Here is a 26,968-nt window from a genome sequence, read left to right on the forward strand (position 1 = left end):
TAATGAAAATACATGACGAGCGGTTTACTTTAGTTTACACTGAGGCCTTGTAAGAAGAACTTACATTATCAATCCATTGGAAATTTGGAGGCTAACATGACGTTTGTATTAAAGGATCTAAGTGAATTAAGAAAACTTTTTGACCATGCCGTTAGTGTATATCTAAAACGTGAGAAAAAAGGAAAAATTGAAGACCTTTCTGACAGAAGAAAATTCGAACTTCAATTCCTGAGTTCCATCCTCGAAAAATTAGAAGAACAATCAAAAGAACATTCCGTCCCAACTGCAAATCTTGTCTTTTATGGTGCGATGTATACTGTATTACAAGACATCAGAAATAATCGGAAGACAGGGGAATCATTCGGATTACTTTATGATGACCTAAATGATATCATAGGTATCGGTGATGATGTCAAAGAAGAAGACAAACCTGACTTATATCAAATTGCTAAATTCTATACCGCTTTGAATGCATTCCTGAATCAAGTTTTTATAGAGAATGATTCTCGTAAAGGCTTTGCAAAAAACCATATGTTGACTGCTGTTCCCACCGAGAGCTTAAGCAAATTGATTCACACCTCTTATCAATTGGAAAATGAAGCTCAGAAAGCAATAGTTGCTTCCTTTACCACTGATGGACAAACTGCTCCCGAACTCAGCAAATACAAGGCATTTAAAAGGTCTCCAGTCTCTGCGACCGTCCGATTTGGCGGTTGGGATAAACTTAATGCGGATCTTGATGAGTTAATCAAAGATGAATTGGCGGATAAAAATGTTTCCAAGATTGAAAAGTTATCAAAAGAGCGTATCGCTCAACTTCATTCTTTGAACGCCATAAGAAATACCCTGAAAACATCTGCAATCGAAGAAGACGAGAAAGTTGCTATTCTTGCTGGAGCCATGCACCTAGTTCGTCAACAGATCATTATTGAGTGCGCCAGCTCATATCTTAAGAAAAAAGAAAATTCTGTTATTTTCAAAGGGTTAAACAAGCTTCTTGCAATCGATGTAGTAAGCTCACAAGATGTTGAGTCCTTGGTAACCTCAGCAACCCAATTTATACAATTTATGACCGTAGATCCGAAGAAAAATGGCAAAAAAGCAATTCGTAATAACCATATTTTTTCAGCAATTGCAGACTTTGATTTAAAAGCTACTTTTAATTTGTTGATTGACATGATCTTCGCCCGTCGCACTACGGCATTAGACGAGGTTGTTGAAGAGTTTAAAAAAGAAACTAAAGCAAAAGAAACTAAAGCACCTGAAAAAGCTAAAGGAGGTTACTTAGCTTCAGCTTTAGGTTATTTTAGAACCAAGAAAGAAGATGATTCGGAAGATGAAGAGGATATTCTAGAGCATAAAAGTAATGTTACTGCAAAGCAATAATTCTAGTCATCGCGTTTTTTAACTTGATTCTCCGATAAGGCGGCAAATTATTTTCATTTTCCGCCTTATTTTAATAAGCACTTCGCTTCAGATAAGCCATTTAGGCTAATTTTTTGTTACAATATCATTTTTTCCAACTTGTTTTACCGTGTACTAATGAAAATTAAATTAATTATTAAAGAGATATCGTTCGTCCTAATACTTTTAATAGTAAGTCAAAGTATCAGTTTTGCGTATGGGCATAGCTTTTCTGGGAACACGACTAACGATAGTATTACAAACTCAAAAAATCAATCTCAAGAGGAGCCCAACGATAAGAAAAAAGCATCCTCTCAAACATTACCTTTGGTACATAAAAAAACAGTCTCCATAACCATTGATGATCTCCCATTTGTGGGTGAGTCACGAAACTTTCATTTGAATATGATGATCGATACCATGACCAAGGAGCAAGTACCTGCTACTGGATTTATTATCGCCAGTGAAGTGCGCAAAAATAACTGGGAAATATTACACAAATTTCGCGATGCCGGTTTCGGATTAGGTAATCATACGCTCACCCATGCCAATTTGAACAAAATGGATACCGAAGGATACATTGAGGAAATTCAAGAAGCAGACAACATTTTACTTCCTGTTTTAACTGAACCTAAATATTTTCGTTATCCTTATTTAGCCATGAGTTCTGGACGAAAAAAAGAAGACATTCTCTGTTATCTTGCACAAAAAAATTATCATGTTGCCCCTATTACTATAGATTCCAAAGATTTTGTCTTTAATCAACGACTGTTATCAGTACCCGAGATAAAGAGACGTGCCTATCTTGAAGAATTGAAACCTTTTTATCTTGACTTTATTTGGCAACAAACACTTCGAGCTGAAGAACACAATCAATTTCATCAAAATACCGATCAATCGCAAATTTTATTGATCCACGCCAATTTACTTAATGCCTATGTTTTACCGGATATTATCAATCTATATAAACAAAATGGGTACGAATTTGTTAATTTGGAAGAAGCATTGAAAACCTTTAAATCTCCAGTTCAATGCTCTCGATCTCATATACTTGCACAAAACAAAAAAAGACATCCGCAGCGGAAGCTCACAAGTAATGCGAATATTGAGGCATTTATTGAATGGGATTAAACCTAAAAAAACACGAAGTGAAAAATAGATACCTTGTTGCAGGAACTATTCTATCCGTATTAAACTTTTCTTTTCATATAAACTCAAAAGTATAAGTTTTGGTAAAATTTTAGTCTTGACCTAAACTAAACATTATAGATACATAAAAACGGATTTGCTCAAATAGGGACAGAACTTTGAAATTCATGCTCGCTAAAAAGGCAGCGTTCACCTTAATTGAACTTTTGATAACCTTATTGGTATTTTGCATCGCGTTGGTTATAGCAATTCCCTTCTTAAGCAGTATGCTTATGAATAATCGCCTAATCGCTTATACAGATATGTTTGTGAATGCGCTTAATTATGCACGCAACAGCGCTCTTAATGGATCAATGAACGTCATGGTTTGCCCCTTTGGGGCAGTACAATCCACCACGTGTGGCGGAAATTGGAGCGCCGGATGGATAGTAGTAACCCAACCCACAGTAGGCACAAGCACCTTATTGAAAAGCCAACAACTCTCACCTTCAGATCCTGTCCTTTCAGGCAACGGTGCAAATGTAATTTTTGACTCTCATGGAGTGACTACTACCCCAAGTAATTTCAAATTTTGTGACAGCAGGGGTGGGGCATTTGCACGTTCTATTGCAGTGTTAGCCACTGGATATGTCCAATCAAGTACAACACCCGGACAAGCTGTTTGGGATAACAGTGCACTTACATGCCCTTAATGGAGATTATTATGAATCATTCAGGGAAATACAGCACACAACAAACAGGAATGTCATTAATCGAGGTTCTCGTTGCATTCGTAATCTTGGCCGTTGGGCTGTTAGGTATAGCTGGTATGTTAATCCTATCGAGTAAAGCAAATAACTCAAGTTATGCCAAACAACAGGCTGTACAAAGTATTTATGACATATTTGACAAAATCCGTGCTAATTCTCAAGCTGCAATTAATGGCAACTACAATATCAGTAATATCAACAGCAGCGGCTCCCCAACTTCGCCCTCTCCGCCGGGAGTTATGTGCAATCAATCTCCTTGTTCGAGTCCTCAATTAGCTGCATATGATACATGGTATTGGCTTGCCCATGATGTAAGCAAATTACCTAGAGGCAGTGGTTCAATCACTTCATCTCCTGCCCCTGGAACGGGTGGAAATACACTGATTACTGTAACCGTGCAATGGGATGACAGCCTAGCACAAAATCTTATTGGTGCAAGCAGCGCTCCTGCTCCTAACCCTAACTATGTCCAACTTATCGTACAAAGCCAATTATGAATAATTATAAAACACATCAACATGGTTTTTCCTTAGTCGAATTAATGATTGCCACAGTTCTTGGTCTTTTACTCAGTTATGCAGCAATACAAATTTATGTGACACAAACTCAAATCTATAGAGTGTCAAACTCACAAGCTCTGATTCAAAGTACAGAAAATGCTATTGCCAATCTAGTCACACCTGTTATTCGTTCTGCGGGGTTTATGGGTTGTGGTTCACTTAGTACCTCTATATCTAATTTAAATGGTGGTGGTTCACCCCCTATTGGCACACTCAATACCAACTCAATTTTACTTACTGGTTACAATCGAAATGGAACAACAATTTCAATTAGCCAAGGCAACCCTGCCAATGACACCAATCCAGGTAATTGGACGCCCTCCTTGGATGCATCATTAGCAGGAAATGTTCAAAATACGAGTGATGTCCTAGTGATTCTTGGCGCAGCTCCTGGCAGTTTTCCTGTCTCAATCACAGCGATTGATTCAAGTAGCGACTCCTTTACAGTGCAAAGCATGAGCGGTATTAATTTGACTTCTGGACAATTCGCTGCGGTATCTGATTGTATTAAATCCACTGTTTTTCTTGTGACTAATATAGCAGGAACAACGATTAGTCATGGATCAGGTACAGGACAATATGCAAACTCTTCTTCTACGTTTAGTTCAAACTATCAGGCAGGAGCCCAATTCACTCCGCTACAACAAACCGCTTTTTTTGTGGGACAAGGACAAGGAGGACAAAGTGCATTGATGCGGGGCATTTTAACTGAGACAGGATGGACTATCCAGCCTCTTGTTCCTGGAGTTTCAGTAATGAAAGTACAATATGGCATAGGAGGTAGCGGTTCAATTTCTCAGTATGTCTCTGCCAATGCGGTCTCAAACTGGACTCAAGTTTATGCGATTCGCCTGGGTTTTTTAATCGAGGGACAAGTTGCTTCCAGCAATCCGAATACGACTCAATATAATGTATTAGATACTTCAGTCACCGTTCCCAATGACAATCGACTTCGTCATGTATATGAAGTCAATATTACTTTAAGGAATGCGAGCTCATGAATCCTCTTTCTCAAAATACAAAGTCTGCTCTCTCCAACAGCGATATACCGATTTCCCAATTCGCTGTGGAGAAAGAAGTACACGAAGAAAAGAGATGTGGCGCTGTAGGAGTATGCATGCCAGTACATAAGAATTTTCAGGGAAAAGTAATTCGAGTACAACAAAAAGGATACATCCTGTTAATGACTATGATTTTACTTCTTGCTCTCATCGCCTTAGCACTTACAGCAGTGTCAATCAATACAACACAAACACGAATTGCAGCCAATGCTACTGATACTGAAATCAGTTTGGAAAAAACGGAAGGGGCTTTAAACGAAGCGATTAATAAACTGATAGATGGAACCTACACTACAACAAATTTCATGCAGAATGGAAATGGATTATACATGCTAAATCCAAATGACCCGCCTTTATGGAGTACAGCTAATTGGTCCAACTCTTCATCAGTAATCCACAGCTTCCAAGGGTATACCAATTCACAGGCGAGTTATATTATTGAGCAACTGCCCTCGATTGTTCAGCCCGGACAAGATATGAAAACACCCACCCGTGTATATCGAATTACCGCACGTTCGGCAGGTGCCAGTGGAAATACAATAGTGATGTTACAAAGTACAGTACAAATACAACAATAGGTAAAACGAATGATGAACAATGCACGAAAACAAGGATTTACCTTAATTGAATTAATGATAGCAGTACTTATTATAGCCATACTGGCTACAATAGCCTATCCGTCCTATCTCAATTTCGTGCTAAAATCGCGTCGTTCCGATGCTATGGCCACATTAGCACAAGATCAGCTCATTTTAGAACGGTGTTATTCACAAAATTTTTCTTATAATGCTCCTTGCGGCTCATTACCTGCATTTCCGCAAACATCGGCTCAAGGGTTCTACAGTATTGTCTTATCTAATGTAGGAGCAACAACATATACACTCACAGCAACACCAATTGGGAGTCAAGCTGAAGATACAACTTGTGCCAGCATGACAGTGGATCAATCGAACGCAAAAACCGCTGTAGATTCATCAGGAACTGCACAAACCATTTGTTGGAGTCCGACATAATAGGAATTCAGACCTTTCTATATGCGGATGGCCATGTTTTTGTTATATCGATATTACCCCAATAAAAAATTTACTTTACAAAAAAAACTCGATTCTCTACTATCCCACTCAACGGAAAGTCCAACTTAAAATAAAATGGAAATTTTTTGCTTTTTCATAGGCATACTCTATCTACATACCTTTAATCATTTTTTACTCATAATTACCTTGCTCTTCTTTTTTCTTAGTCCAAAGTATTCCTTAATTCTGTTTTTTATTTTAGGGGTTACGATGGCAGGAATGCATCAAGCCCTTGTTGCACCCAAAGGGATACCCAACGCTACCGTTCTACCTAAAGTAACCCTGCAAGGAACAATTGCATCGATTCCTAACCAAGATTTTACCAAAACCCAATTTTTATTTGCCCTTGAACAATACAATCATCATCCAGCACAAGGATTAATCCAATTATCCTGGTACAACAAGGCGCCAAAATTACACGTAGGACAACGCTGGCAATTCACGGTCAAATTAAAAAAACCTCGAAACTACCTTAATCCTGGAAGTTCAGATTATGTAGGCATACTTGCTGCACGACATATTCAGTGGACTGGTTATATTCTCTCCAAAAACAATTATCAAGTGTACCCAGAATCACAGCCGCGTTTTAATTGGCTTCTATTGCGCGAACATTTGGGAAATAAACTCAGCCAATTAGCGCCAAACCAATCCACTGCAGGAGTTGTTGAAGCATTGACTTTAAATTTAACTACCCATATTAACCAGAAAAATTGGGATCTATTTAGACGTACAGGCACAACTCACCTTTTTGGGATTTCAGGAGAACACATTGCATTGGTATCGGGGATGATTTATTGGCTGGTACGCTGGCTATGGTCTAAAAGTTCCCGATGTTGTTTGTTTATCCCAGCCCCCTATGTTGCTAGCATTAGTGGTCTTTTGGCTGCTTTATTCTATGCCTTTTTAGCAGGATTTGCTCCACCGGTACAAAGAGCATTAATCGGTTGTTTCTTTTATACGCTCTACCGCTTAGGGAAACAACGTTTTTCCACTTGGCAAATATGGCGTTATGCCTTATTTGGCGTTTTATGTATTGAGCCGCATGCCGTATTTATGCAAGGATTTTATTTTTCATTTCTTGCAGTAGCATGTTTGCTTTTAACCCAACAACGTTGGCGATTAAAGGGTTATAAAGGAAATTTGGCCTTACAATTAAGCTGCTTAATTGGACTCATGCCTTTAACCCTGTACTGGTATTCTTATGGTTCAATTAATGGCTTTATTGCAAATTTATTTGCTATTCCTCTCGTTGGTCTTTTGATCGTCCCTTTAGCATTAACCACTATGATACTTTGTTCATGGAATATTGCTGCTCTATTAATGAAACTCTTATCTTTCTTGATCGCCCTGTTATTTAAAGGATTGTACCTGGTTGAGCATTTAGCAATCATGAACATTAATTGGTCTATTTCCCATATTGAGTTGGTTGTTATCTTAATGGGGGCTTTACTGATGTGGGTTCTATTACCAATTAAACCTTTTCAATGGATTGCACTGTTGTGGATACTGCTCCCATTTTTTCCGCCTCGTGTCGCACCACCCATAGGAGGGGCATTGATTGATATTTTGGATGTTGGCCAAGGTTTGGCAATTGTCATTAGAAGCCAACATCATACCCTGATTTATGATACTGGAGATCGATTTTTTCAAGGTAATGATCTAGGGAAAATGGTGATTGTGCCCTATCTTAAAACCTTAGGAATAAAAAAAATTGACTTTGTGGTGATTAGTCATCCAGATAAAGATCATCGTGGTGGACTCAACTCGCTTGAAAAAGAAATGCCAGTGGATCAGTTATTAGTCAATGATCCTCATTACTATGATCATGGTGTGACATGTCATGATTACCCAGCGTGGGTTTGGGATGGTGTTTCTTTTCGTTTTTTGCCGATTACAGCTCACTTTAAGAATAAAAATAATAATTCGTGTATTCTACAAATAAGCACCAAGGCTGGGAAAATATTATTAACAGGGGATATTGAAAAAATAGCCGAAGATTATTTAATAAAAACTTATGAGGCAAAGCTTGCCTCCGACGTTTTAATTGTTCCCCATCATGGCAGTAAAACTTCGTCTTCTTATCGATTTTTACTTGAAGTTGCGCCACACTATGCCATCGCTTCTTTAGGCTTTGATAATCGTTTTCACTTTCCTCATGCTAAAACCTTGGCAAACATGAACTCATTGAATATCCCCTTTTTTAGAACAGATCAGTGTGGCATGGTACGACTCGCCTTGCCGGCCCAAGGGAAAATAAAAAAACCGATTTGTTTTAGCGGACTCAAAACAACCTAATAAAAACAAATTCGTAGCCTGGGTGCAGCGCAGCGGAACCCGGGATTAAGTAGTCCTTTCCAATCAAAAAAACCCGGGTTTCGCTGCGCTGCACCCAGGCTACAAAGTGCTAAAAACGCTTATTAAAATTCAATGCCTGAATTTCGGTCGCACTTTTTTTAAAAAAAGCTATAGTAACTAGTGAAATAACTGTTTGAGCGATTCATGTTAACTAATACAGCGAAAAAAGAATATTACCAGGCCTTGCTTGCTAAAGATTCTAAATATGAAGGTATATTTTATGTTGGAGTTAAATCGACTGGAATATTTTGTCGGCCTACCTGTCCTGCAAAAAAACCAAAATTTGAAAATTGTGAATTCTTTCAAACAGTTCAAGAGGCACTCCTTGCTTCATATAGACCGTGTATGCGCTGCCAACCATTGTCCTACCCGAATCAAGCTTCCAATTTAATTCAAAAATTAGTTGCGGCTGTAGAAGCTAACCCTGAAAAGAGATGGAAGGACAGAGACTTTGCAGCATTAGGAGTTGATACATCAACTGCACGCAGGCAATTTAAAAAGCGCTTTGGAATGACCTTTGTTGCTTATGCACGTGCACGAAGAATGGGTATGGCTATGAAACAAATCCGTGAGGGCACAATAGTGATTGAAACACAACTTAATGTAGGGTACGGCTCCAGCAGTGGTTTTCGTGATGCTTTTTCTAAAATAATGGGCGCAGCACCTTCGCAGCAGACAAAACATTCTAAAGTTTTGAAAGCGTCCTGGTTCGACTCACCACTTGGACCAATGCTTGCAGTAGCTGATGAAGAAGCGTTATATCTTTTGGAATTTGTTGATAGAAGAGGCTTGGAGCGTGAAATAGAGCGATTGAGAAAGAAGATGAAAGCAGCCATTATCCCAGGGGATACTTCACCAATTCGTTCAATTGAAAAAGAGCTAACAGCATATTTTGCAGGAACTCTAAAACAATTTAGTACCCCAATAGAGATGCTAGGGAGTCCCTTTCAAAAAATGGCATGGCATGCTTTAACACTTATTCCCTATGGAGAAACGAGAAGTTATGCAGAACAAGCTCAAGCATTAGGAAAACCCACTGCATACAGAGCCGTTGCCAATGCGAATGGTGCAAATTCGCTTTCGATAATTGTTCCTTGCCACCGAATCATTAATTCCAGTGGCAATTTAGGCGGTTATGGCGGGGGAATAGCACGTAAGCAATGGCTTATTGAACATGAACAGAAAAATAAGTAACTACTTAAATCGTTCAAAAAAGTAGCCTGGGTGAAGCGCAGCGGAACCCAGGATCGAGCATTCATTTCATATTTAGAAAACCCGGGTTCCGCTACGCTGTACCCAGACTACAAAAACTAAGAACGTCCGCCAAAAAGTTTGGTCAGGGAAAGAGAAAAAGAAAACGGAGATGGATTAAATCCACTGTTTTCTTCCGATTCATGACTCATTTCTTTCTCTACATCTTTTTCTTCTTTCTCATCTTTTTCTTTTTCATCTTTACGACTTAATGATGGTTTTGGTGTTACAGTAAAAGGAGTTAAACGAGAGGATTGGTTCTCTAGTTCCATATTAGAAGCATATGCTTTAGGAAGTAAGTTTCTTCTAACCAGCTCTTTAATAAAAGTATCGCGAACAATTAATTCATTTTTATTAAGCGTTATCGTGAAATCATCCACTGGAACGCCTTCTTTTTCTAAGGCAATTTTAAATTGTTCAAACGCCTTTTTCAGTTTCTGTATAAGCTCCTGAATTTCTTTTTCACCTAATAAAAGGCTGGGTTTAGGACGAATCGTTATGACTCCTTGTTTACTATCATGACTAAACGATAAAAACTCAGCCATTTCTTCCATAGTAAATAAGTCGGGTTCTAAGGAGTCGCGTACTGTTTCGTACAAAGCCAATGGCATGCTCTCGTCGACAACATACTTTTTGTTCATAATCATGCTGTTTTGCACAAGTCCTGGGGCTTGAGTTTCCACCTGGTCACTATCTGAGCCGCCACCACCGCCGCCAGAGCCACCGGCCCTTTTGCACTTGCACACTGTAAGCCTGGCGGCCTTACACTTACCGCAAATATTTTTTTCGATGAGGGCTTCTATGTCATCTGGTGCAGCTTCTTGCGGCTCTGGATGTTGTAAATCGGGCATATTTCCACCAATCACTTAATCATAATGCTAAAAGAGTTTATGATAGCAGCTGGCAATATCCCCTTTAGACATCAGTAACTATTATTTACATTTTCTTAACCATTTATTTCATCTATAGACACTGCAGCTTCTCCCGATCCATGATTAAGAGCGTACAACGTACCTCTCTTTATTTCAAAAATCCGATATAAGTTCAACGGTAATAATAACGAATGCAAAACAAAAATCGGGTAGAGGTTACTCCCAAGAGCATAAAGAATAAATGCTACATTAGAGCAGATTGCGATAAGACGTAATGTCAAAATCCTTTTGACATAGAACGTTGCTAAAACAAGACAACAGGCAACATAGCCAATAATTTCGATCGTTGATTCCATTTCAACTCCCAACTTTACAATCCATACCTATTCAACATACACCTAGTATGCAAGACTCGCAAGTAGCCTTGAAATTAGAACTCGATAAAACGAAGCAAAATATGTTTTCTGAACAATCAATGAATCAATCAGATTTTGCTTCGTTTTTTTCTTAAAAACTGTAAAGACAATGGAGTTGTAGAAGAAGGGAGTGACCTATATAAAAAAGAAAAAACCCACAACACTTAAATAGTGGGTTAAAAAAACGTTACTTCTTTTAATTAATAACAAGACTCTTGTAACCAACAATGTCCATATTGATTACATACACGAACAGTTTGGCACTCAGGATAGTAATAATTGTTATGGTAATAAGGAACCCCGACAACAACGCCACCACCACCCCAGCCGCCACGCCAGCCGTTATAATAGCCACCATGCCAACCACCACCATGATAATAGCCACCATGCCAGCCACCACCATGATAATAACCACCATGCCAGCCGCCATATGCAAAGCTCGCTTCAGCAGTAAATAGGCCGAGAGCAAAAACTGCAGTACGTATGATTCTACTCATCGTATTTCTGCTCATAATCAATTCCTATTTTTCCAATAGCCATAAGTTAAATTATAGCCGAAATACGCTTTAATAATAGTATGTCTGTTAATTTTTTGTTACTTAAAATCAGCATTTGAAATACATCTAATAAAGAGAAATAATAAGTTCCTATTTCATGCTTAGGGCAATTAATGCAGCTTACTCAATTTACTGATTATTCATTACGCGCTTTAATTTATATAGCGCTAAAACAAAATACATGCACCATTAATGACATTGCTACAGCTTATGCTATTTCACACAATCATCTAATAAAAATAATCCATAATTTATCTAAATTAGGAATTGTCAAAACAATGAGAGGAAAAAATGGTGGCATTGTTATGGCTGAAAATCCCGCAGAAATTAATCTCAAAACACTTGTTTTAAAGCTTGAACCTCACTTTGATTTAGTACCTTGTTTTAATAAAGAAGCAAATTGTTGCATCGCCCCAACCTGCAAATTACGAAAAATTCTCATTGATGCACAAAATGCCTTTTTTGCGATTTTGGAACAATTTAGTTTGGCAGATATTATTCAAAACAAAGTAGAACTCTCCCCCTTACTTAATCTTACTCCTAAAGGAGAAAAGCTCGATGCACAAAATAAAAATCAAGCGGATTTATGAAACCCCTGATTCCGCAGACGGATATAGAATATTGGTTGACAGGTTATGGCCTCGCGGAGTAAAAAAAGAGACAGCCGCTATAGACTTATGGCTAAAGGAAGTTTCCCCAAGCAACGAGTTACGCCAATGGTTTAATCATGAACCTGATAAATGGCAAGAATTTCAAAAACGCTATGCTCAAGAACTTACAGAGAAACAAGAGCAACTCGCAACGATTACTACTCACGCAAAAAATCAGACTGTAACTTTGTTATACAGCGCTAAAGATGCAAAACACAATAATGCTCAAGCCTTACTTGAGTTCATTCATGCAAGAAAAAAATAATCAGATTTGGTACTGTTTTAAAGTTGTATTTAAAATGAAACTTTATTATCATTACCCCACTTGTATCAGCGGATAGTAGTGATATGACTGAGCTGAATAAAACACATATCGAAAAGCTTGTGACTCATTTTTACCAAAAAGTACAAAAAGATGAGATCCTAGGCCCAATTTTCAATGATGCAGCACAGGTTGATTGGGATGAACATATCCCTTTGCTTTGCCAATTTTGGAATAGCATTATGTTGAAAACTAATGAGTATCACGGTAATGCCTATCAAAAACATACTCTATTAAAACAATTCGCCCAAATTGAGGAAGCACATTTTGTCCGTTGGCTTAATTTATTCCAAGAAGAAGCAGTAAATCATTTACCTTTAGATGCTGCCAATGAAATTTTTCAAAAAGCCACATTCATCGCAGAATCTTTAAAATATGGGATGTTAGGCCAAGAAAAAAGGGGTTGAAGAGCATGATTAAACCACTAACTCGTGATATTCTAATAACCTTAATTATTAAGTTTAGCTTATTGATTTTACTATGGATAATTTGCTTTAAGGATGTGGAACGATCACATCAAAGCAATGAGCAATGGCTATTAGGCACCAGCCAACAAAAAGAATCTATTCTTTCTAAAGAAAAATGAACTAAGGAAACCCCCTAATGTTTTTTTAAACATTATAGGGAGATTTTAGCAAGGACTTTATCAATACAGTATACGACATGTGAGGTGAGCAATGATTCCTGGTAGTGACCTGGTCGATCTTTCCCGTTTACAATTTGCTCTAACAGCGCTTTATCATTTCCTTTTTGTCCCACTCACATTGGGCTTATCGCTCATTTTAGCGATTATGGAAACAGTCTATGTAATGACAGGCCACGATATTTGGCGACAGATGGTCAAATATTGGGGAATTCTCTTTGGTATTAATTTCGTTTTAGGTGTAGCTACCGGACTGACTATGGAGTTTCAATTTGGTACCAATTGGGCCTATTACTCTCATTATGTTGGCGATGTTTTTGGTGCTCCGCTGGCTCTTGAAGGACTGATGGCTTTCTTTTTAGAAGCCACTTTTGTCGGTTTGTTTTTTTTCGGCTGGGACCGATTAAGTCGCTTGCAACATATGTTTTGTACCTGGTTACTTGCTTTAGGCACAAATCTTTCCGCATTATGGATTTTGATTGCTAATGGTTGGATGCAAAATCCTGTTGGAGCGGAATTTAATTTCCAAACCATGAGGATGGAGGTTACCGATTTTGTTGCGGTGATGTTTAATCCGGTGGCCCAAGCCAAATTTGTTCATACTATTAGTGCGGGTTACGTCACGGGTTCAATTTTTGTCTTATCCATTAGCGCTTACTTTTTATTACGCGGCAGAAACATCCAATTTGCCAAACGTTCAATAACTGTAGCAGCAAGCTTTGGACTTGCATCAGCCTTAGCTGTAGTCGTATTAGGCGATGAAAGTGGCCATCTTGATAATGAACAGCAAAAAATGAAATTTGCGGCAATTGAAGCCTTGTGGCATACAGAAAAAGCTCCTGCTGCTCTTACGGTTTTTGGAATTCCCAATGAGGAAAAAATGCGTACTGATTATGCATTGAACATCCCTTACGTATTGGGATTAATCGCAACACGTAGCTTCACTGAGCCACTTATAGGTATTTCTGAATTAATCGAGCAAGGAAAAGAACGAATCAAAGAAGGTATGCTTGCTTATGAAGCATTAACCCGCTTACAAAAAAATCCTAATGACGAGCAAGCAAAAGCTGATTTTACGGCACACAATAAATATTTAGGTTATGGCCTGCTCTTAAAGAGATATACTGAAAATGTAGTTGATGCAACTGAAGAGCAAATTAACCAGGCAGCACATGATCTGAAACCTCGAGTCACGCCTTTATTTTTCTCATTCCGGATCATGGTGGCGTGCGGATTCTTCTTTATTTTATTATTCGCAACGGGTTTCTACTTGTCCATGAAACGTAAATTACATACAACCCGTTGGTATTTGCGAATAGCATTCTTTTCACTGCCATTACCCTGGATTGCTGCAGAGCTAGGCTGGGTAGTTGCAGAATATGGACGACAGCCTTGGTCAGTCCAGGACATTTTACCTACGGCGATGGGCGCATCCAGTATAAGCACTACCCAAGTATTAACATCAATAAGCGGATTCATTCTCTTTTACACCATTCTTGCCATAGTTGAAATTTTCTTGATGGTTAAATACATCCGTCTTGGCCCTGATAATATGGCGCACTAGGAGATTCATTATGCCTTTGGACTATGAAACATTACGAATTATATGGTGGCTCCTGCTCGGTGTATTACTGATTGGTTTTGCAGTCATGGATGGTTTTGACCTGGGTGTTGCAATGTGGCTACCCTGGCTTGCAAAAACAGATATAGAAAGACGCATACTAATTAATAGCATTGGCGCAACCTGGGAAGGAAATCAAGTCTGGTTTATTCTGGGTGGCGGCGCCATCTTTGCTGCCTGGCCTGCCTTATATGCCCTCTCTTTCTCGGGTTTTTATTTTGCGATGCTTCTGGTTTTGTTAGCGCTCATCTTGCGTCCCGTTGCTTTTAAATACCGTTCAAAATTAGCGAACCCTCAATGGCGTTCATTCTGGGATTATGCTTTATTTGTTGGCGGCTTTGTCCCTGCCCTCATTTTTGGTGTTGCCATTGGCAATGTATTACAAGGTGTTCCCTTTCATTTTGATGAATATTTACGACCATTCTACACTGGCAGCTTCCTTGATTTACTGAATCCTTTTGCCCTGCTGTGTGGTTTGTTGTCGGTGTTGATGCTTGCCATGCATGGTGCTTTTTACCTTAACTTAAGAACAGAAGATCACATCCAAAAGCGAGCCAGAACGGCAGGAAAAATATCTGCTCTCCTGAGCTTATTGATCTTTATAGGCGCTGGAATTTGGCTTCATTATGGTATTGATGGGTACAGTGTGACAGGAACTATAGCTCATGATGGTCCATCGAATCCACATTATAAGACGGCGATTCGACTTGCAGATGCTTGGTTTTTTAACTATCGCGATCTGCCCATCACTTTATTTGCCCCAGCAATCGGCATAATTGCGGCATTATTAGCCTTCCTTGCTGCAAAACATGTTAAAACAGCGTTTATTTGCAGCGCCCTTTCAGTTGCTGGCATTATCGCCACTGTTGGAGTCAGTATGTTTCCATTTATACTGCCCTCTTCGTCTAATCCTGAACAGAGCTTGCTGGTTTGGGATAGTTCCTCAAGTCAGTTAACTTTGTTTAACATGTTAATTGGAACTGTTATTTTGTTACCGATAATTTTGCTTTATACCGCTTGGGTTTACCGTGTATTACGAGGAAAAATAACAGAGCAAACAATTACTAAAAATCAAGATACAGCTTATTAGGAGATGATTATGTGGTACTTTTCCTGGATTTTGGGTACTGGACTGGCCTGTTGTTTTGCCATTTTAAATGCAATGTGGCTTGAACTGGACGATTCCAAAAATGAGCCAAACTAAACCTTGGATACTTAATAATACGTAAATACAAATACCTTTCCGTTTTGGAGCAAAGGCAAAAAACACCCTGATTGGATCACCCTTACTTTTTTCAAACCTATAGTCAAGAATTATGAGGAAATAAACGGGGGTTTTGTTTACTTGTGTTTACTAAATCTAAACTTACAATTAGATGAAATAAAAAAACCGACTACTTAGGTGATATAAAATTGACCGCGGATTGAATATACTTCATTTTATTTTTGAGCACCTTTGGGACAAGATAAAATCTACTCACTCAATTTAAGATGAGACCGCTCTGTGTGCCAGGGAAACTTCTTGAATACAATTTATCATCCATGTATAGTTTTTATCTTTTTTTATTGTGAATATTATGAAATGTAAAGCTTATTTCGGTAACACAGGGCTTATGCTTGAAGTAGAGGGTAATAATGAAGCTACTCTAAGACAATATGCTAAAGCCTGTGCTATGGATGATGCCACTATAGTTACTTTTGATAAAAAGAAATATACACTTTATCTGCCACATATGAATAAAGACACCTATTCAAAATTATGTCACGTGGCAGAGGGAGAAATACCAACATTTGATGAGTTAGAAGAACAAGCATCAATAGAACAAAAAGAGAAAGAGCGATATGCTCTTCGTGATCATGGATTTATTAAATCAAAACTGGTTAAAAAAGACCACGAAGTAAATTACCTGATAAGGCTTGTTGATAAAAAAAATATTAATATAACGGTAGTAAGTAACGATAAATTATTTTTATCTCTGTGCGAACAGTATTTTAAAGGAAACACGGGTATAACCGCTACCGATAAAAAATCATTTAAGCAATTAAATATTCCAAAAATAGACAAAGATACATACACCTCTTGTCTTGGTATAATGAAAGATGGGCTTCCCCGCGGTTATAAAAAAGATCTACGAAGTTTTGAGCAATTAAAGCATATTGCAGTTGATTCAAATGAGTATAATTCAATAAGTTCCGCTGTAAATCGGTAAATAATTGAACGAGTTTTAAATATAAATTCTTTCTTACATACCTAGTTTGTACATAGGGTTGTGACAAATAAGATGTATATCTTTGGGTCTGATTTGGGTCGCAAAAAGAGGGTATATCATGAATTTAAAACCTTGTTCTTTGCTGTTAAATCAGGCTCACTTTCGAATTGTTGTATCACCTGGCCATCTACTTTAGTCAAATCAATATTTATGATTTTTTCATACAACTCTTTGACCTTTACGTCACGTTTTGTGAACTTGGGTGGATGATCAAGACGATCTTGAGCTACCTTTTTCAACTCAATGAGTTTGCTAAATTCGTCCATTTCACTATTGAGGATAGCTCTGATTTGCACAATACCTGTGGGTGTTTTTCTACGGTCAAAAAAAATAAATGCGAATCCGCGTTTATCCCATATTTTTTGATTTAGATTATCTTTAAGGGTTGATGTTAATTTTTTATCAATATCAAGTTGCTTCTGATTTAGTGGTAAACCATCCAATTCCTTTTGAAATGGAATGAAGTTGTTAGATCCGTAGTTTGCGTGATACACAGCAAAGACTACATCATCAAAATCGCCTATACGTTTCGTGAGCTCTTCTCGATAAATTCGCGCAACATGTGCTGGAGGGTTCCCGAAAGCACCACAACCAAAGGCGCTTAGCACCACATGACGAATATTTTTCTCCTTTAGGGTATCTAATTGAGCAGCGATTTTTTTCCGCATGCTTGCTTCATCAAAAGAGTCACCGCCTCGTAAATCATCCGCTGCGGATTTTAACTCATAAAACAAAAAATAATCCTCGGGGTCCAGGTCAGTATAACCTGAAGCTTTAGCTTCCTCCCTACCTTTTATACAAATACGTGGGTTTGTAGTATCTAGATAAACTCTTCCATGAACCCCATTTATTAATTGGGTCATCTTTGAAGTATATAAATTCTTACCTTCGTCCATTTCATCATCATGCACGTAAAAATGGCAATCTGTGCGCCGATACATATTCTCTTCTTGGGCAACCATCCCTTCAAGGTAGCCTCCACCTGGACTATAAGCATTTGCCATATTCAATACCGCATATATAGCACCATTGGTTTTGGCTAAATCGTGTGTTACATCACCCCAATCTCCGGCAAGAACTCTAACGTGATTTGGTGGTGATATTCGAGCAGAATCCCATTGCTGATGATTTTTCCGAGCTTGTTCCCTATATCGGTCCGCTGCACCTGGTATAGTGAACTTTTCTACGGTATCTTTTAAAACGGCTCTACGTTTTTTAAATTCTGGAGCTTGATATTTAGATCGTTCTTCGATTAAAAGAGTTTTTGGCATTTGAGACAACCTTCATAACAGATTGAATAATTATACTACATATCTGTTGTGTTTGTCGCATGGAGAGAAAGAACGATGTCTTTAAGTAAAACTCCCTATATAATTTTCGATGATGTGCATAGCTGCGAACTGTAAATGGTGATTTATCAATATTAATTGATCAATATTATTTAAATAACGAATAAAATTCAGTGATTGGTTTAATCGGCAAGTAATTGTCATCAAGAACTATCCATGTGACATCAAAAGAACTCAGGTTAATTTTTTGTACTTCCATAAATACCTCAATGAAGAACGCGTATATACGCTTAATTTCTATCATTGAATCCGCTTAATACTATAATTAAGAAATGTCTGATTATCGCAGTAATCAGACTTTTTGTAAGTTAATTCACCCACCATCAACTATCCTAATTTTTCCTTCGCTAACCCCCTATCACCATTTTTGTATTTAAAATTATTAAATCAATTAAACGAAAATTTTTTCAAAAATTATATCCAAAGCTTAGGGCTTATAGTCGGAAAAGTATATGTAATGAATAAATTATAATTTTATAAAATTAAGGAAATCCTAAAAATAGCAAGCAATTTTGCAATTAAATCATATTTAGTCATAATTATAATATAAATAAATTAAGGAATAATATGAAGTGTCCGGAATGTCATTATACAAGGAAAAACAATGAAACAGTTCCGGAATGGCAATGTCCAAATTGCGGTATAGCATACAATAAACACCCAAACTACACTCAAACAAGCCACAAAATTAAATTACTATATAAAAAAATTCCAAAAGATTATCAAATAAAAGCCAATACTATATATGTTTATTTGATTAAATATCGTTTTGATGTTGAACATATTCAATTTGCTTTTAAAGAAAAAGAAGATTCCATAGTTCGATTAGGGCTACCTCAAGAGCTTTCTAATTATGCACCAGAAATTTTTCAAATATTGAGTGGCTCTAATCAAAAACTAAAAAAACATCATAAACAAGCAATTATTAATTCTATATTAAAAGAAAATCTTCAAAAAAATTTATCCCAAAAGAAAGATACTGAAAAATTGACTGAAGAGTCAAATACATCTCAAAACCCAGAAGAAAGAAAGTTGTCAAATTTAATTTTAGATACAATAGCAATAATTATGGCAATTATTGGTATTCTGCTGCTGATTTTTATTGGAATGGATTACTACATTTTTAAACCTGAAATATTTATTGAAAAAACAAATAAAAACACTGTGAGAAATTCAATATCTTCTGAAAACTATACAAACAAAACTATAAATAACTCTCCAATTAATTTTTATACATTAACATCAACTCCAAATCAGAATCAAAATCAAAATTTATCTTTTGACTCTGAAGGAGTCGAGGGTCTTTCAATATTACTTGGAGAGAACGGCTATAAACAAAATATCAATGAAGGAATAAAATTACTTACTAAGTCCGCTGAAAAAGGAAATAGGAGGTCACAATATAATTTAGGAGTAGCCTATTATTCAGGCTATGTTAATTATATTGATGAGAAAAAAGCTCTCTTTTGGTTTACTAAAGCAGCTGAAAATGGGGAGGAAAAAGCACAATATAATTTAGGAATTATGTATCTTCGCGGAGAGGGAACGGCTAAGAACAAAAACAAAGCATTATATTGGTTTAAAAAATCAGCCGAACAGGGTTTTGAACCAGCCATTAACTTTTTATCAAGTAGTTATGAATTAAATAATATGCCGGTACCAGTATATAAAGAAATTCCATCAAACAAATTTATTTACAAAAAAAAAGAGAAAAATGGGACAACCTTGTTTACTGATAATCCTGATTAGGTACGTATATCGGCTAACTCGAATTGGCGAGTTGAATACGCTGTTGAAGTTGTAACTTTAAAAGTATTTATAGTATTCAATGATATCTCTTTTATTTTTTAGTATTTTGTATATGTCTATCTAACGAGAGCAGGTAAGAAATACTACTTTCTCTTCTCAAAGCACGTTCTGCAAAATAATTATCTACAGCTGCTTTCAAAACGTATCGACCTGATGCTCCAGCTAAAGCGGCAATTTGTATCCAAGAAATATCAGTGAATATATGTACCCCGCTAAATACAGCAGCCCCTTCTATGACTCCTTTAAATAGGCTACTTGTGAATCCTTCGTCAATGGTTTCAAGCCTCTTTCTAAAATTTGTTACAGCTGGAGTGATTTCTGTTTTAATTAATTTATTGATGGCATCTAAATAATTATCATGTGTAAGAAGGTTAGCTTGTTTTGTTTGAATAGAGGCAAGATACTCTAAGAATTCCTCTCTGGCATTTTCATATTTTTTTCTATATGCCACAACCTTTTTAATATCCATGCTTTCTATGCTTTCATCCGATATTAACTCATCAATATTGCAAAACCAAGATCAGCAATACTAATGGTGGTATCTAATTTCTCTATGATTTTAGCAGCACGCCTATAGTGTGTATTTAAAAGATTGGCATAAGGATTTGCATCTGCTAATGGAATAAATCCGTTCCTTTCCCCCTCCATTAATGCAAAATTTAATTGTGCAGAACATAATGCTATTCGCTGTAATAAAAATGCATATATAGCTTCAGGATTTGTTATATCAAAAGGAGAAAAGCTTTTTTTAAAAACTCTGTAGCATTAGGACTAGCTAATGTTGAGGGGGCAATATTCTCAAAAAGCGTTATAAGTTCCTTTTTGGTCCTTCCAAAAGAACCATAATCTCCTTCAGGAAACTGCTGATCCCTAAAGGTACTCGACTTTGATAGTCCGTCTCTATAACTTTTAATGAAGGAATAATCACTTAAATCTGATTCCACTTTTTCCAGCAAATCATTCGAAATTATTCCTACTTTAACACCATGAACATATATTGGTACTCCAGAGCGTCTTCTCGAAAGGATTTCTCAGTTGCCCTTAATGGTGATGGAGATCCAATTAAGCCAAAGTTACCAATAGTAAATGCAGGTCTATCCATAAAATGGATTTCATCAAAGAATAAAATACATTTTTTTAGTGTTGTATGTGATACCTGTGTATCAGGATAATATAGGACATTTACTTTATCGCGCATCATACTCCTTATGAGCCCGCATCTTTAATTAGATAACTATATATAGATCAACAAACCTGTTGAATAGAAAACGCAACGTCAAATTCATCGTATAAGGCTTTAGGCTTTAAGGGCGCCCTTCCTCTATGTATTTTATTTGGACTCTCTTCCAACTTAACCAAGCCATACTGCTCCATTGTCCTTAAAGTCCTAAGGATATTATTCGCTTTTCTTTTATACCCAGTTAACGCCTCTAAATCAGATACAGATTTCGGCTCATTTTCAATGATTAACTTTAGTAAAAGCTGATTATCCTCAGACAAAACATGAGCCAATGATTTCATTGACGTAAACCAAATCTTTGGTTCGTCCTTTTTGGGTTTATATATACCCTTAGCAATGGCAATTGTGCGTTGCTTATACTGCTCAAGGGACATAATGCCTATTCTTGCTTTATTCATTATTTACTCTCCTTAAGAGATACAAGACGCTTATCCACCTCATTCCAAAAGTCTTCTAAAAGCTGTCCTGCATTGATATAATTATAGGGCCTACCTCGATCGTTCTCATCATAATGCCAGTGATCGAAGGTTCTTTCAGGGCTAATCCCCTTCTTTGCCCCATATTTTATTTCATGGCTATTATCAAAACCCAATATTCGATTATTGGATTTATCATGTAAAGTTAATGAGTATTTAATACCCTGTTGTCGGCTTTGTGTTTTAATTACCTCAAACTTCACCCATAATCCAAGAGATTCATCAATAATGATTCTTTCACCATTAAGCTCTAATAGATTTTCCAATGTATGATCAATTGTATTCATAATTAATTATATCATAAGATGATATGTTTGCAATTATAAACGGGGGTTTTGTTTACTAGTCCGCCTATTAAGAATTTTTACTTAAAAATCCTTAATAAATGTGAGCATTGCAAGTTAATAAATATGGTTAATTAATCAAAGTTGCGATATTATCACTTTTCATGAGATAATTAACTAAAAGGTGTATTATGCTAATTGGGTACGCGCGTGTTTCTACAGATGACCAAAATTTAAACTTACAACACGATGCATTAAAAAATGCAGGTTGTGAACGTATTTTTGATGATCAAGTTACAGGAAGCAAAATTCAACGACCTGGATTAGAAGCAGCTTTAGAATTTGCACGCGAAGGAGATGTTCTTACTGTTTGGCGCTTAGATAGATTAAGTCGCTCACTAAAGGATTTAATTGAAATGGTCGCTCTACTAGACTCAAAAAAAATTGGTTTAAAAAGCTTGAATGAATCAATTGATACTTCTTCAAGCTCTGGAAAATTAATTTTTCATATCTTTGGCGCCTTAGCTGAATTTGAACGCAATTTAATTCGTGAAAGAACGCATGCAGGGCTTCAGGCAGCTAGAGCAAGAGGAAAGAATGGGGGTCGTCCCAAAAAACTTTCTAATGATAAAGCAAAATTAGCTTTGCAATTATATGAAGGAAAACAACACAGTATAAATAAGATATGCGAATTTATAGGAGTTTCTAAGCCAACGCTATATAAATATCTTAAAGCAAAATAAATTTATGTTGGGAGAAAATTATTGATTAAAATTACCAAATGCCCTATTCCAATAGTGTGGTTAGATACATCAATTATGTTGCTTCTAACCAAATTACATAACAATCCCCATAAATTAAACGATTCTGAATTAAAAAATATTTCCTTATTATCTCTCTATTTGAAAAAAGGAGTTTCAGAAGGCAAGATAATAGTCCCTCTTTCTGAGCAAGGTTTGGAAATTATCGGAGAAAATAAAAATAGAGAGTGGTTCGATTTTATACAATCAATTACTTTAGGAATTTCAACAACTTCTTCCTGGGATATTGAGATTTTTCAAACACGTGAGGGAATGAAAAGCTACCTAGAGAATAAAAAAGATATTAGTTTATCCTATTTAGATCATTTTGAAGATGATCCAGTAGAAGAAATGAGAGAAGCTCTTTCTAACCAGATAATAATTTATCCTACTTTTGATCCCTTTATCCTACCAATGCAAATGAAGGACTCCATAAAAAGCGATTTAATTGCTTCTCTAAATGAAGAAAGAATTAATAATATACAACAAAATATGAGATATCAGGATCAGTTTAATAAGGAATTAAATCAAAAATACAACAATCTTTTAGTTCCAAATCAAAGTGTTAACTCACTCGAACCTCTGGACCATTTATTCGGTAAGATTTACAAAATATATGATTTAATGATGTGGAATGCTTTAGATAAAAGCCAAACTAATATAAATGGACTTAGAAATTTCTATAATTCGCCCTATTATAAAGAATTACCTCATGTATATTTAAAGTGTTCATTGCTTGCAAAAATTAAAACAAGTACAAAGGAAATCCGATCAGGAGATCCTATGGATATTCAGCATACTGCAGATATGCTGCCATTCTCTGATTTATATATAACAGACAAAAAATGGAGGGATTTTTTAAAAGAGCAACAGTTTGACATTCAATATAGTACTAAAATTTTATATATTGGGGATGAAGAGGAAATTAAAAATTTTTTTGAACGAGCAGAGATTATTCTTTAATATAGCGATGTGACTTATGGAAGAGATTGAAAATTTAATAAATGGATTTGCAAAAAAGTGTAACGAATTCCTTACTAAACACAATTATAAATTTTCTAGTAAGAAAATCTTATACCACTATACCAGCATAGAAAATTTCAAAAAAATAATTGAGGGCAAAAGATTTGTATTTACATATTATAAAAATCTGAATGACACTCTTGAGTTAACATATGGATATAAAGTATTTAAGGAGCTATTATCTAAAAAAGATATGCCTGAGATCAGAAAATTCGAAAAAAATCTGGAAGATCTACTATTAGGTAATAATTTTAATTCTTATATTAGCTCTTTTTCAGAAGAGCATGATAATTTATCCTTATGGCGTCTTTATGGCGATGATGGCTATGGCGTTTCTATAGGTATCAGCCCTGAATTCCCATTATTATCCAAAGAGAAAACCGAACAGCCTGTAGTTGCAAATGTGATTTATTCAGAAGCCATTTTTAGGAATGACTTTAATAAGCTTTGTGAACGCATAAAAATCATTTTCAATTCTCAGTTATTTAAAAAAAATAATGCTAAAGAACAGCAAAAAGCACTAAATCAATTATACAGCCATTTGTTCAAATATTGTTTTAGCATTTGTTTAGTTACAAAACATAAAAGCTATTCACATGAAGCAGAAGTGAGACTTTTATTAAGAGATGGTAAATATAGTCATTTTCATGACTATCCTAATGGGTTCTATTTTCCTAAAAAAAGATTTTTACCAATGATAAGACCAGCAAGTAAAAGGGTTATTCGTTTTGAAAATGATTTTTCTATAAATTCAGAATATAGAGAATCAAAAAAAATATCTCTTTATTCTTATAAATTAGAAACCTCTTTTCTAAAAGAAATCTGGTTGGGACCTAAAGTACCGAATAATACCATTATAAACTTTGAGAATTATCTGAAAAAAAATGATTTCAACATATCTATTATTAAAATAAATAAGAAAGAACTTCCTTATCAATGAGTCTTACTACCCCAAAGACCCCATGAATCTTTCAACTAGCAAGTCTAAATGTTGCTGATTTACTTACTCGCACAATGGCAAATCCTAGCTTTGTCATAAATATAAACCAAAGGATTGATGTTTAAATCAATGAAATATAAAATGAACACATTGATTTAAAAGGATTTAAACATGGAAACTGACATTCCACCACTCTATGAAGGTAGCTCTAACGGAATACAAAAAATATTACCCCAAAAAGATCGGGCACTATTTATACAAAAGAAGATGCATCAGTGCATATATTGCAAAAAATTGTTTCCTAATAATCGTCGACCTAAAATTCCTAGGGAACACGTTATATCAAAAATGATAGGCTTATTTGGTAAGGATACAATGACACTAGTTAATAGAGTCTGCCAGGAGTGTAATAATTACTTCTCCAAATTAGAGTTGGTATTTGGTAGAGATAGTGTTTATGGAGTGTTATATAGGGCTATTTCAGGTTTATTATCAGAAAAAAGATTTTCTGACATCATTCAGAAAAAGCGCAAAAAGCTTTCTCTAAGAACATACTCCCCTGTACATGGAAACGCATTAGTGGATATAGAATTAGATAGTCGATATTTATTTAAAGTAAAACTTGCGGAGCAGTTTATTCTATTGAACTCAACCAAAGGAATCTGCATTCATTTCCCTAGCGACCAATTACCTCATAAGTGTACATTAGATTCATTAGGATTATTTCCTCCAAGTATTCAATTTTTGGGGCCTTCATGCGTGCTCGAGAATTTTCCCCATAAAGCCAATGAGATCCGCCAAAAGTTAATGGCATCGGGGTTCAAGCCACAGCTAAAATCATCTAAAGTGGACTGTTTGCCGCCTTTTCCCGATAACAGCAAACTAATGTTTAGTTCAGAGATTGATGATGTAATTGCGAGAGTCATCGCAAAAATTGCTTTTAATTATTTTGCATATCATTTTGATCATCTTGCATTAAGTGAGTATTTTGATGCAATTAGGAATTACATACTCTATGACTTAAAAACAGATCACACCATTGTTAGGATTACTCATCGCTCAATAAATGGACATGTTCACAGTTTGAATAAAGATAATTTCGGTTATCATACCATTTTCATCAGTCATCAAGAGGGACGAATAATGGCAAAAATTATTTTATTTAACCATAATATTTTTGATATAACTATTACAAATAATTACCCGTTTCTTCTACATAAAGTATTTCATATAGGTCATCGCTTTTACTTTCATGAAAAAAGAGTGGAAAAGATAATTATTTAATATTTGCTGCAGTTAATACCAATAGGATATACTCTTACTATATGTTTTATCCGCATTCTAATAAGTTATGCTTTGTACCTACTTGCATTCTTATGAAGGCCATTAGATGAGCGTAATTTAATCGATATGAATTTTTATAGGCTATATATGTTTTTTTAAAAGATAGTTTAATGAATGAGCCATCATATCTCAGTTAGTAATGGAACCACGTCCTATTGTTCCTTCTATTCTCCATCTAAGATGGTCAACAGCACCCGGAATGTTATTTTTGTTCCATTTTAAAAAATTAAGATGTTTTACATCGAAATGGATATTTGAAAAATGTTCCTCTTCGCAAGTAAAAATTACTGGTCTTTTCAAGCCTTTCGCAAATCCTGCTTCATAATATACACCATGCTTATTGCCGCTTAGATCCGCGATCAAAAATTTACTTTGACGAATTAAAGCAATGATTTTATCAATAATGCCTTCGTTATGAGGTGATTCATCCACACGTTGTATTTCAAATCCGGCTTTATTCACCGCGGGTTTGATAACTTGATCGTAAATGTATTTATGTTCTTCTTCAAATGACATCGCGCAAAAACATAAATTAGATTTTATTGTCTTTTTTAAGGATTCTATATAATTAAAACCATCTACTGTGATTTTAAAATTTTTTTTGTATGTATCTGTAGAAATTATTAACTTCCTTTCTTCAAGATGCTCTAAGAAAAATTTGATTTCATTGTGTCCTTCCGGCAAGGCTGTGTGACAGAGTTTAAATGATTTTGTAAAGTACGCTCTCCTTAAATTGTGGAGATTTACTCA

Annotated in this window: 32 protein-coding genes and 1 pseudogene; 23 read left to right on the forward strand and 10 right to left on the reverse strand. The window is 36.0% G+C overall.

Annotated features, from left to right (window positions below; all coding sequences use genetic code 11):
• The first annotated feature begins 96 nt into the window (after window positions 1-96).
• The 10 genes and pseudogenes from Lani_RS15465 (at window position 97) to Lani_RS15505 (ending at window position 9,545) form a co-directional block, all read left to right on the forward strand.
• Window positions 97-1,386: a hypothetical protein gene (locus Lani_RS15465; protein ID WP_019234246.1), complete on the forward strand. Its 1,290-nt coding sequence runs from the start codon at window positions 97-99 to the stop codon at window positions 1,384-1,386.
• A gap of 156 nt (window positions 1,387-1,542) precedes the next feature.
• Window positions 1,543-2,535 carry a polysaccharide deacetylase family protein gene (locus Lani_RS15470; protein ID WP_019234245.1) on the forward strand — a complete coding sequence of 331 codons (993 nt, stop codon included), beginning with the start codon at window positions 1,543-1,545 and terminating at the stop codon, window positions 2,533-2,535.
• 185 nt (window positions 2,536-2,720) lie between these two features.
• A pseudogene (locus tag Lani_RS20920) lies at window positions 2,721-2,798 on the forward strand (prepilin-type N-terminal cleavage/methylation domain-containing protein); the annotation flags it as partial.
• Window positions 2,799-2,825: 27 nt separating this feature from the next.
• Window positions 2,826-3,245: a GspH/FimT family protein gene (locus tag Lani_RS15475; protein WP_223499628.1), complete on the forward strand. Its 420-nt coding sequence runs from the start codon at window positions 2,826-2,828 to the stop codon at window positions 3,243-3,245.
• An 11-nt stretch (window positions 3,246-3,256) separates the two neighbouring features.
• Window positions 3,257-3,799, forward strand: a complete 543-nt coding sequence (gene pilV, locus Lani_RS15480; RefSeq protein ID WP_019234243.1) for a type IV pilus modification protein PilV — start codon at window positions 3,257-3,259, stop codon at window positions 3,797-3,799.
• A complete protein-coding gene (locus tag Lani_RS15485; protein ID WP_019234242.1) occupies window positions 3,796-4,863 on the forward strand; it encodes a PilW family protein in 1,068 nt (355 codons plus the stop codon). The genes pilV and Lani_RS15485 overlap by 4 nt, the downstream gene beginning before the upstream one ends.
• Window positions 4,864-4,979: 116 nt before the next feature.
• A complete protein-coding gene (locus tag Lani_RS15490; protein ID WP_051045716.1) occupies window positions 4,980-5,501 on the forward strand; it encodes a pilus assembly PilX family protein in 522 nt (173 codons plus the stop codon).
• 9 nt (window positions 5,502-5,510) lie between these two features.
• A complete protein-coding gene (locus tag Lani_RS15495; protein ID WP_019234240.1) occupies window positions 5,511-5,936 on the forward strand; it encodes a type IV pilin protein in 426 nt (141 codons plus the stop codon).
• A 135-nt stretch (window positions 5,937-6,071) separates the two neighbouring features.
• On the forward strand, window positions 6,072-8,291 hold the full coding sequence (locus Lani_RS15500; RefSeq protein ID WP_040522858.1) for a DNA internalization-related competence protein ComEC/Rec2: 2,220 nt from the start codon (window positions 6,072-6,074) through the stop codon (window positions 8,289-8,291).
• A 204-nt stretch (window positions 8,292-8,495) separates the two neighbouring features.
• Window positions 8,496-9,545: a bifunctional transcriptional activator/DNA repair enzyme AdaA gene (locus Lani_RS15505; protein ID WP_019234238.1), complete on the forward strand. Its 1,050-nt coding sequence runs from the start codon at window positions 8,496-8,498 to the stop codon at window positions 9,543-9,545.
• A gap of 116 nt (window positions 9,546-9,661) precedes the next feature.
• On the opposite strand, the gene Lani_RS15510 is transcribed toward Lani_RS15505, so the two are convergent.
• From Lani_RS15510 to Lani_RS15520, 3 genes are all read right to left on the reverse strand, one after another.
• Window positions 9,662-10,453: a hypothetical protein gene (locus Lani_RS15510; RefSeq protein ID WP_019234237.1), complete on the reverse strand. Its 792-nt coding sequence runs from the start codon at window positions 10,451-10,453 to the stop codon at window positions 9,662-9,664.
• 95 nt (window positions 10,454-10,548) lie between these two features.
• Window positions 10,549-10,830 (reverse strand): hypothetical protein, encoded by a 282-nt coding sequence (locus Lani_RS15515; RefSeq protein WP_019234236.1) that lies wholly within the window; start codon window positions 10,828-10,830, stop codon window positions 10,549-10,551.
• A gap of 260 nt (window positions 10,831-11,090) precedes the next feature.
• Entirely contained in the window at window positions 11,091-11,402 is a 312-nt protein-coding gene (locus tag Lani_RS15520) for a hypothetical protein (protein ID WP_019234234.1), read from the reverse strand.
• Window positions 11,403-11,560: 158 nt separating this feature from the next.
• On the opposite strand from Lani_RS15520, the gene Lani_RS15525 reads away from it, so the two are divergent.
• The 8 genes from Lani_RS15525 to Lani_RS15555 all read left to right on the forward strand — a co-directional run bounded on the left by Lani_RS15525 (window position 11,561) and on the right by Lani_RS15555 (window position 16,893).
• Window positions 11,561-12,037 (forward strand): RrF2 family transcriptional regulator, encoded by a 477-nt coding sequence (locus tag Lani_RS15525; RefSeq protein ID WP_019234233.1) that lies wholly within the window; start codon window positions 11,561-11,563, stop codon window positions 12,035-12,037.
• Complete coding sequence (locus Lani_RS15530) at window positions 12,006-12,362, forward strand: DUF488 domain-containing protein (protein ID WP_019234232.1); 357 nt, start codon at window positions 12,006-12,008, stop codon at window positions 12,360-12,362. The genes Lani_RS15525 and Lani_RS15530 overlap by 32 nt, the downstream gene beginning before the upstream one ends.
• Window positions 12,363-12,445: 83 nt before the next feature.
• Complete coding sequence (locus Lani_RS15535) at window positions 12,446-12,826, forward strand: group III truncated hemoglobin (RefSeq protein ID WP_019234231.1); 381 nt, start codon at window positions 12,446-12,448, stop codon at window positions 12,824-12,826.
• 5 nt (window positions 12,827-12,831) lie between these two features.
• Window positions 12,832-13,005 carry a cytochrome oxidase putative small subunit CydP gene (cydP, locus tag Lani_RS20530; RefSeq protein ID WP_019234230.1) on the forward strand — a complete coding sequence of 58 codons (174 nt, stop codon included), beginning with the start codon at window positions 12,832-12,834 and terminating at the stop codon, window positions 13,003-13,005.
• A gap of 91 nt (window positions 13,006-13,096) precedes the next feature.
• Complete coding sequence (locus Lani_RS15540) at window positions 13,097-14,626, forward strand: cytochrome ubiquinol oxidase subunit I (RefSeq protein ID WP_019234229.1); 1,530 nt, start codon at window positions 13,097-13,099, stop codon at window positions 14,624-14,626.
• Window positions 14,627-14,636: 10 nt separating this feature from the next.
• Window positions 14,637-15,773 (forward strand): cytochrome d ubiquinol oxidase subunit II, encoded by a 1,137-nt coding sequence (cydB, locus tag Lani_RS15545; protein ID WP_019234228.1) that lies wholly within the window; start codon window positions 14,637-14,639, stop codon window positions 15,771-15,773.
• A 9-nt stretch (window positions 15,774-15,782) separates the two neighbouring features.
• Window positions 15,783-15,887, forward strand: a complete 105-nt coding sequence (cydX, locus tag Lani_RS15550; protein WP_019234227.1) for a cytochrome bd-I oxidase subunit CydX — start codon at window positions 15,783-15,785, stop codon at window positions 15,885-15,887.
• 373 nt (window positions 15,888-16,260) lie between these two features.
• The gene (locus Lani_RS15555) at window positions 16,261-16,893 is read left to right on the forward strand and encodes a hypothetical protein (protein ID WP_019234226.1); all 633 of its coding nucleotides are present in this window, start codon (window positions 16,261-16,263) and stop codon (window positions 16,891-16,893) included.
• Between the two features lie 116 nt (window positions 16,894-17,009).
• Here the strand turns inward: Lani_RS15555 and Lani_RS15560 are convergent, their stop codons facing one another.
• Entirely contained in the window at window positions 17,010-18,224 is a 1,215-nt protein-coding gene (locus Lani_RS15560) for a poly(ADP-ribose) glycohydrolase domain-containing protein (protein ID WP_019234225.1), read from the reverse strand.
• Window positions 18,225-18,390: 166 nt separating this feature from the next.
• A complete protein-coding gene (locus tag Lani_RS20300; protein ID WP_156415171.1) occupies window positions 18,391-18,546 on the reverse strand; it encodes a hypothetical protein in 156 nt (51 codons plus the stop codon).
• A gap of 323 nt (window positions 18,547-18,869) precedes the next feature.
• Here Lani_RS20300 and Lani_RS15565 point away from each other — a divergent pair, with 323 nt between their 5' ends.
• Complete coding sequence (locus tag Lani_RS15565) at window positions 18,870-20,051, forward strand: tetratricopeptide repeat protein (protein ID WP_019234224.1); 1,182 nt, start codon at window positions 18,870-18,872, stop codon at window positions 20,049-20,051.
• A 91-nt stretch (window positions 20,052-20,142) separates the two neighbouring features.
• Here Lani_RS15565 and Lani_RS15570 read toward each other — a convergent pair whose 3' ends face one another.
• The 4 genes from Lani_RS15570 to Lani_RS15595 all read right to left on the reverse strand — a co-directional run bounded on the left by Lani_RS15570 (window position 20,143) and on the right by Lani_RS15595 (window position 22,114).
• Entirely contained in the window at window positions 20,143-20,580 is a 438-nt protein-coding gene (locus tag Lani_RS15570) for a hypothetical protein (RefSeq protein ID WP_019234223.1), read from the reverse strand.
• Window positions 20,581-21,084: 504 nt separating this feature from the next.
• Window positions 21,085-21,312 (reverse strand): hypothetical protein, encoded by a 228-nt coding sequence (locus Lani_RS15585; RefSeq protein ID WP_223499498.1) that lies wholly within the window; start codon window positions 21,310-21,312, stop codon window positions 21,085-21,087.
• A 44-nt stretch (window positions 21,313-21,356) separates the two neighbouring features.
• The gene (locus tag Lani_RS15590; protein WP_010655103.1) at window positions 21,357-21,749 is read right to left on the reverse strand and encodes an HVO_A0114 family putative DNA-binding protein; all 393 of its coding nucleotides are present in this window, start codon (window positions 21,747-21,749) and stop codon (window positions 21,357-21,359) included.
• Window positions 21,749-22,114, reverse strand: a complete 366-nt coding sequence (locus tag Lani_RS15595) for a toxin-antitoxin system TumE family protein (RefSeq protein WP_019234220.1) — start codon at window positions 22,112-22,114, stop codon at window positions 21,749-21,751. The genes Lani_RS15590 and Lani_RS15595 overlap by 1 nt, the downstream gene beginning before the upstream one ends.
• A gap of 188 nt (window positions 22,115-22,302) precedes the next feature.
• Between Lani_RS15595 and Lani_RS15600 the strand changes: the two genes are divergently transcribed.
• The 4 genes from Lani_RS15600 (at window position 22,303) to Lani_RS15615 (ending at window position 26,158) form a co-directional block, all read left to right on the forward strand.
• Window positions 22,303-22,854: a recombinase family protein gene (locus Lani_RS15600; RefSeq protein WP_019234219.1), complete on the forward strand. Its 552-nt coding sequence runs from the start codon at window positions 22,303-22,305 to the stop codon at window positions 22,852-22,854.
• Window positions 22,855-22,875: 21 nt separating this feature from the next.
• A complete protein-coding gene (locus Lani_RS15605) occupies window positions 22,876-23,874 on the forward strand; it encodes a hypothetical protein (protein WP_019234218.1) in 999 nt (332 codons plus the stop codon).
• A gap of 16 nt (window positions 23,875-23,890) precedes the next feature.
• A complete protein-coding gene (locus tag Lani_RS15610) occupies window positions 23,891-24,874 on the forward strand; it encodes a DUF2971 domain-containing protein (protein WP_019234217.1) in 984 nt (327 codons plus the stop codon).
• A 171-nt stretch (window positions 24,875-25,045) separates the two neighbouring features.
• Window positions 25,046-26,158 (forward strand): HNH endonuclease, encoded by a 1,113-nt coding sequence (locus Lani_RS15615; protein WP_019234216.1) that lies wholly within the window; start codon window positions 25,046-25,048, stop codon window positions 26,156-26,158.
• A gap of 189 nt (window positions 26,159-26,347) precedes the next feature.
• On the opposite strand, the gene Lani_RS15620 is transcribed toward Lani_RS15615, so the two are convergent.
• Complete coding sequence (locus Lani_RS15620) at window positions 26,348-26,902, reverse strand: TIR domain-containing protein (protein WP_127908220.1); 555 nt, start codon at window positions 26,900-26,902, stop codon at window positions 26,348-26,350.
• Window positions 26,903-26,968 lie beyond the last annotated feature (66 nt).

The organism is Legionella anisa, assembly GCF_001467525.1.
Classification (GTDB): Bacteria; Pseudomonadota; Gammaproteobacteria; order Legionellales; family Legionellaceae; genus Legionella; species Legionella anisa.

Excerpts from the sequence above, each read along its gene's own strand:
- Lani_RS15465 (WP_019234246.1), top strand. The coding sequence starts at position 97 with ATGACGTTTGTATTAAAGGATCTAAGTGAATTAAGAAAACTTTTTGAC.
- Lani_RS15470 (WP_019234245.1), top strand. The coding sequence starts at position 1,543 with ATGAAAATTAAATTAATTATTAAAGAGATATCGTTCGTCCTAATACTT.
- Lani_RS15475 (WP_223499628.1), top strand. The coding sequence starts at position 2,826 with ATGAATAATCGCCTAATCGCTTATACAGATATGTTTGTGAATGCGCTT.
- pilV (WP_019234243.1), top strand. The coding sequence starts at position 3,257 with ATGAATCATTCAGGGAAATACAGCACACAACAAACAGGAATGTCATTA.
- Lani_RS15485 (WP_019234242.1), top strand. The coding sequence starts at position 3,796 with ATGAATAATTATAAAACACATCAACATGGTTTTTCCTTAGTCGAATTA.
- Lani_RS15490 (WP_051045716.1), top strand. The coding sequence starts at position 4,980 with ATGCCAGTACATAAGAATTTTCAGGGAAAAGTAATTCGAGTACAACAA.
- Lani_RS15495 (WP_019234240.1), top strand. The coding sequence starts at position 5,511 with ATGATGAACAATGCACGAAAACAAGGATTTACCTTAATTGAATTAATG.
- Lani_RS15500 (WP_040522858.1), top strand. The coding sequence starts at position 6,072 with ATGGAAATTTTTTGCTTTTTCATAGGCATACTCTATCTACATACCTTT.
- Lani_RS15505 (WP_019234238.1), top strand. The coding sequence starts at position 8,496 with ATGTTAACTAATACAGCGAAAAAAGAATATTACCAGGCCTTGCTTGCT.
- Lani_RS15510 (WP_019234237.1), bottom strand. The coding sequence starts at position 10,453 with ATGCCCGATTTACAACATCCAGAGCCGCAAGAAGCTGCACCAGATGAC.
- Lani_RS15515 (WP_019234236.1), bottom strand. The coding sequence starts at position 10,830 with ATGGAATCAACGATCGAAATTATTGGCTATGTTGCCTGTTGTCTTGTT.
- Lani_RS15520 (WP_019234234.1), bottom strand. The coding sequence starts at position 11,402 with ATGAGCAGAAATACGATGAGTAGAATCATACGTACTGCAGTTTTTGCT.
- Lani_RS15525 (WP_019234233.1), top strand. The coding sequence starts at position 11,561 with ATGCAGCTTACTCAATTTACTGATTATTCATTACGCGCTTTAATTTAT.
- Lani_RS15530 (WP_019234232.1), top strand. The coding sequence starts at position 12,006 with ATGCACAAAATAAAAATCAAGCGGATTTATGAAACCCCTGATTCCGCA.
- Lani_RS15535 (WP_019234231.1), top strand. The coding sequence starts at position 12,446 with ATGACTGAGCTGAATAAAACACATATCGAAAAGCTTGTGACTCATTTT.
- cydP (WP_019234230.1), top strand. The coding sequence starts at position 12,832 with ATGATTAAACCACTAACTCGTGATATTCTAATAACCTTAATTATTAAG.
- Lani_RS15540 (WP_019234229.1), top strand. The coding sequence starts at position 13,097 with ATGATTCCTGGTAGTGACCTGGTCGATCTTTCCCGTTTACAATTTGCT.
- cydB (WP_019234228.1), top strand. The coding sequence starts at position 14,637 with ATGCCTTTGGACTATGAAACATTACGAATTATATGGTGGCTCCTGCTC.
- cydX (WP_019234227.1), top strand. The coding sequence starts at position 15,783 with ATGTGGTACTTTTCCTGGATTTTGGGTACTGGACTGGCCTGTTGTTTT.
- Lani_RS15555 (WP_019234226.1), top strand. The coding sequence starts at position 16,261 with ATGAAATGTAAAGCTTATTTCGGTAACACAGGGCTTATGCTTGAAGTA.
- Lani_RS15560 (WP_019234225.1), bottom strand. The coding sequence starts at position 18,224 with ATGCCAAAAACTCTTTTAATCGAAGAACGATCTAAATATCAAGCTCCA.
- Lani_RS20300 (WP_156415171.1), bottom strand. The coding sequence starts at position 18,546 with ATGATAGAAATTAAGCGTATATACGCGTTCTTCATTGAGGTATTTATG.
- Lani_RS15565 (WP_019234224.1), top strand. The coding sequence starts at position 18,870 with ATGAAGTGTCCGGAATGTCATTATACAAGGAAAAACAATGAAACAGTT.
- Lani_RS15570 (WP_019234223.1), bottom strand. The coding sequence starts at position 20,580 with ATGGATATTAAAAAGGTTGTGGCATATAGAAAAAAATATGAAAATGCC.
- Lani_RS15585 (WP_223499498.1), bottom strand. The coding sequence starts at position 21,312 with ATGATGCGCGATAAAGTAAATGTCCTATATTATCCTGATACACAGGTA.
- Lani_RS15590 (WP_010655103.1), bottom strand. The coding sequence starts at position 21,749 with ATGAATAAAGCAAGAATAGGCATTATGTCCCTTGAGCAGTATAAGCAA.
- Lani_RS15595 (WP_019234220.1), bottom strand. The coding sequence starts at position 22,114 with ATGAATACAATTGATCATACATTGGAAAATCTATTAGAGCTTAATGGT.
- Lani_RS15600 (WP_019234219.1), top strand. The coding sequence starts at position 22,303 with ATGCTAATTGGGTACGCGCGTGTTTCTACAGATGACCAAAATTTAAAC.
- Lani_RS15610 (WP_019234217.1), top strand. The coding sequence starts at position 23,891 with ATGGAAGAGATTGAAAATTTAATAAATGGATTTGCAAAAAAGTGTAAC.
- Lani_RS15615 (WP_019234216.1), top strand. The coding sequence starts at position 25,046 with ATGGAAACTGACATTCCACCACTCTATGAAGGTAGCTCTAACGGAATA.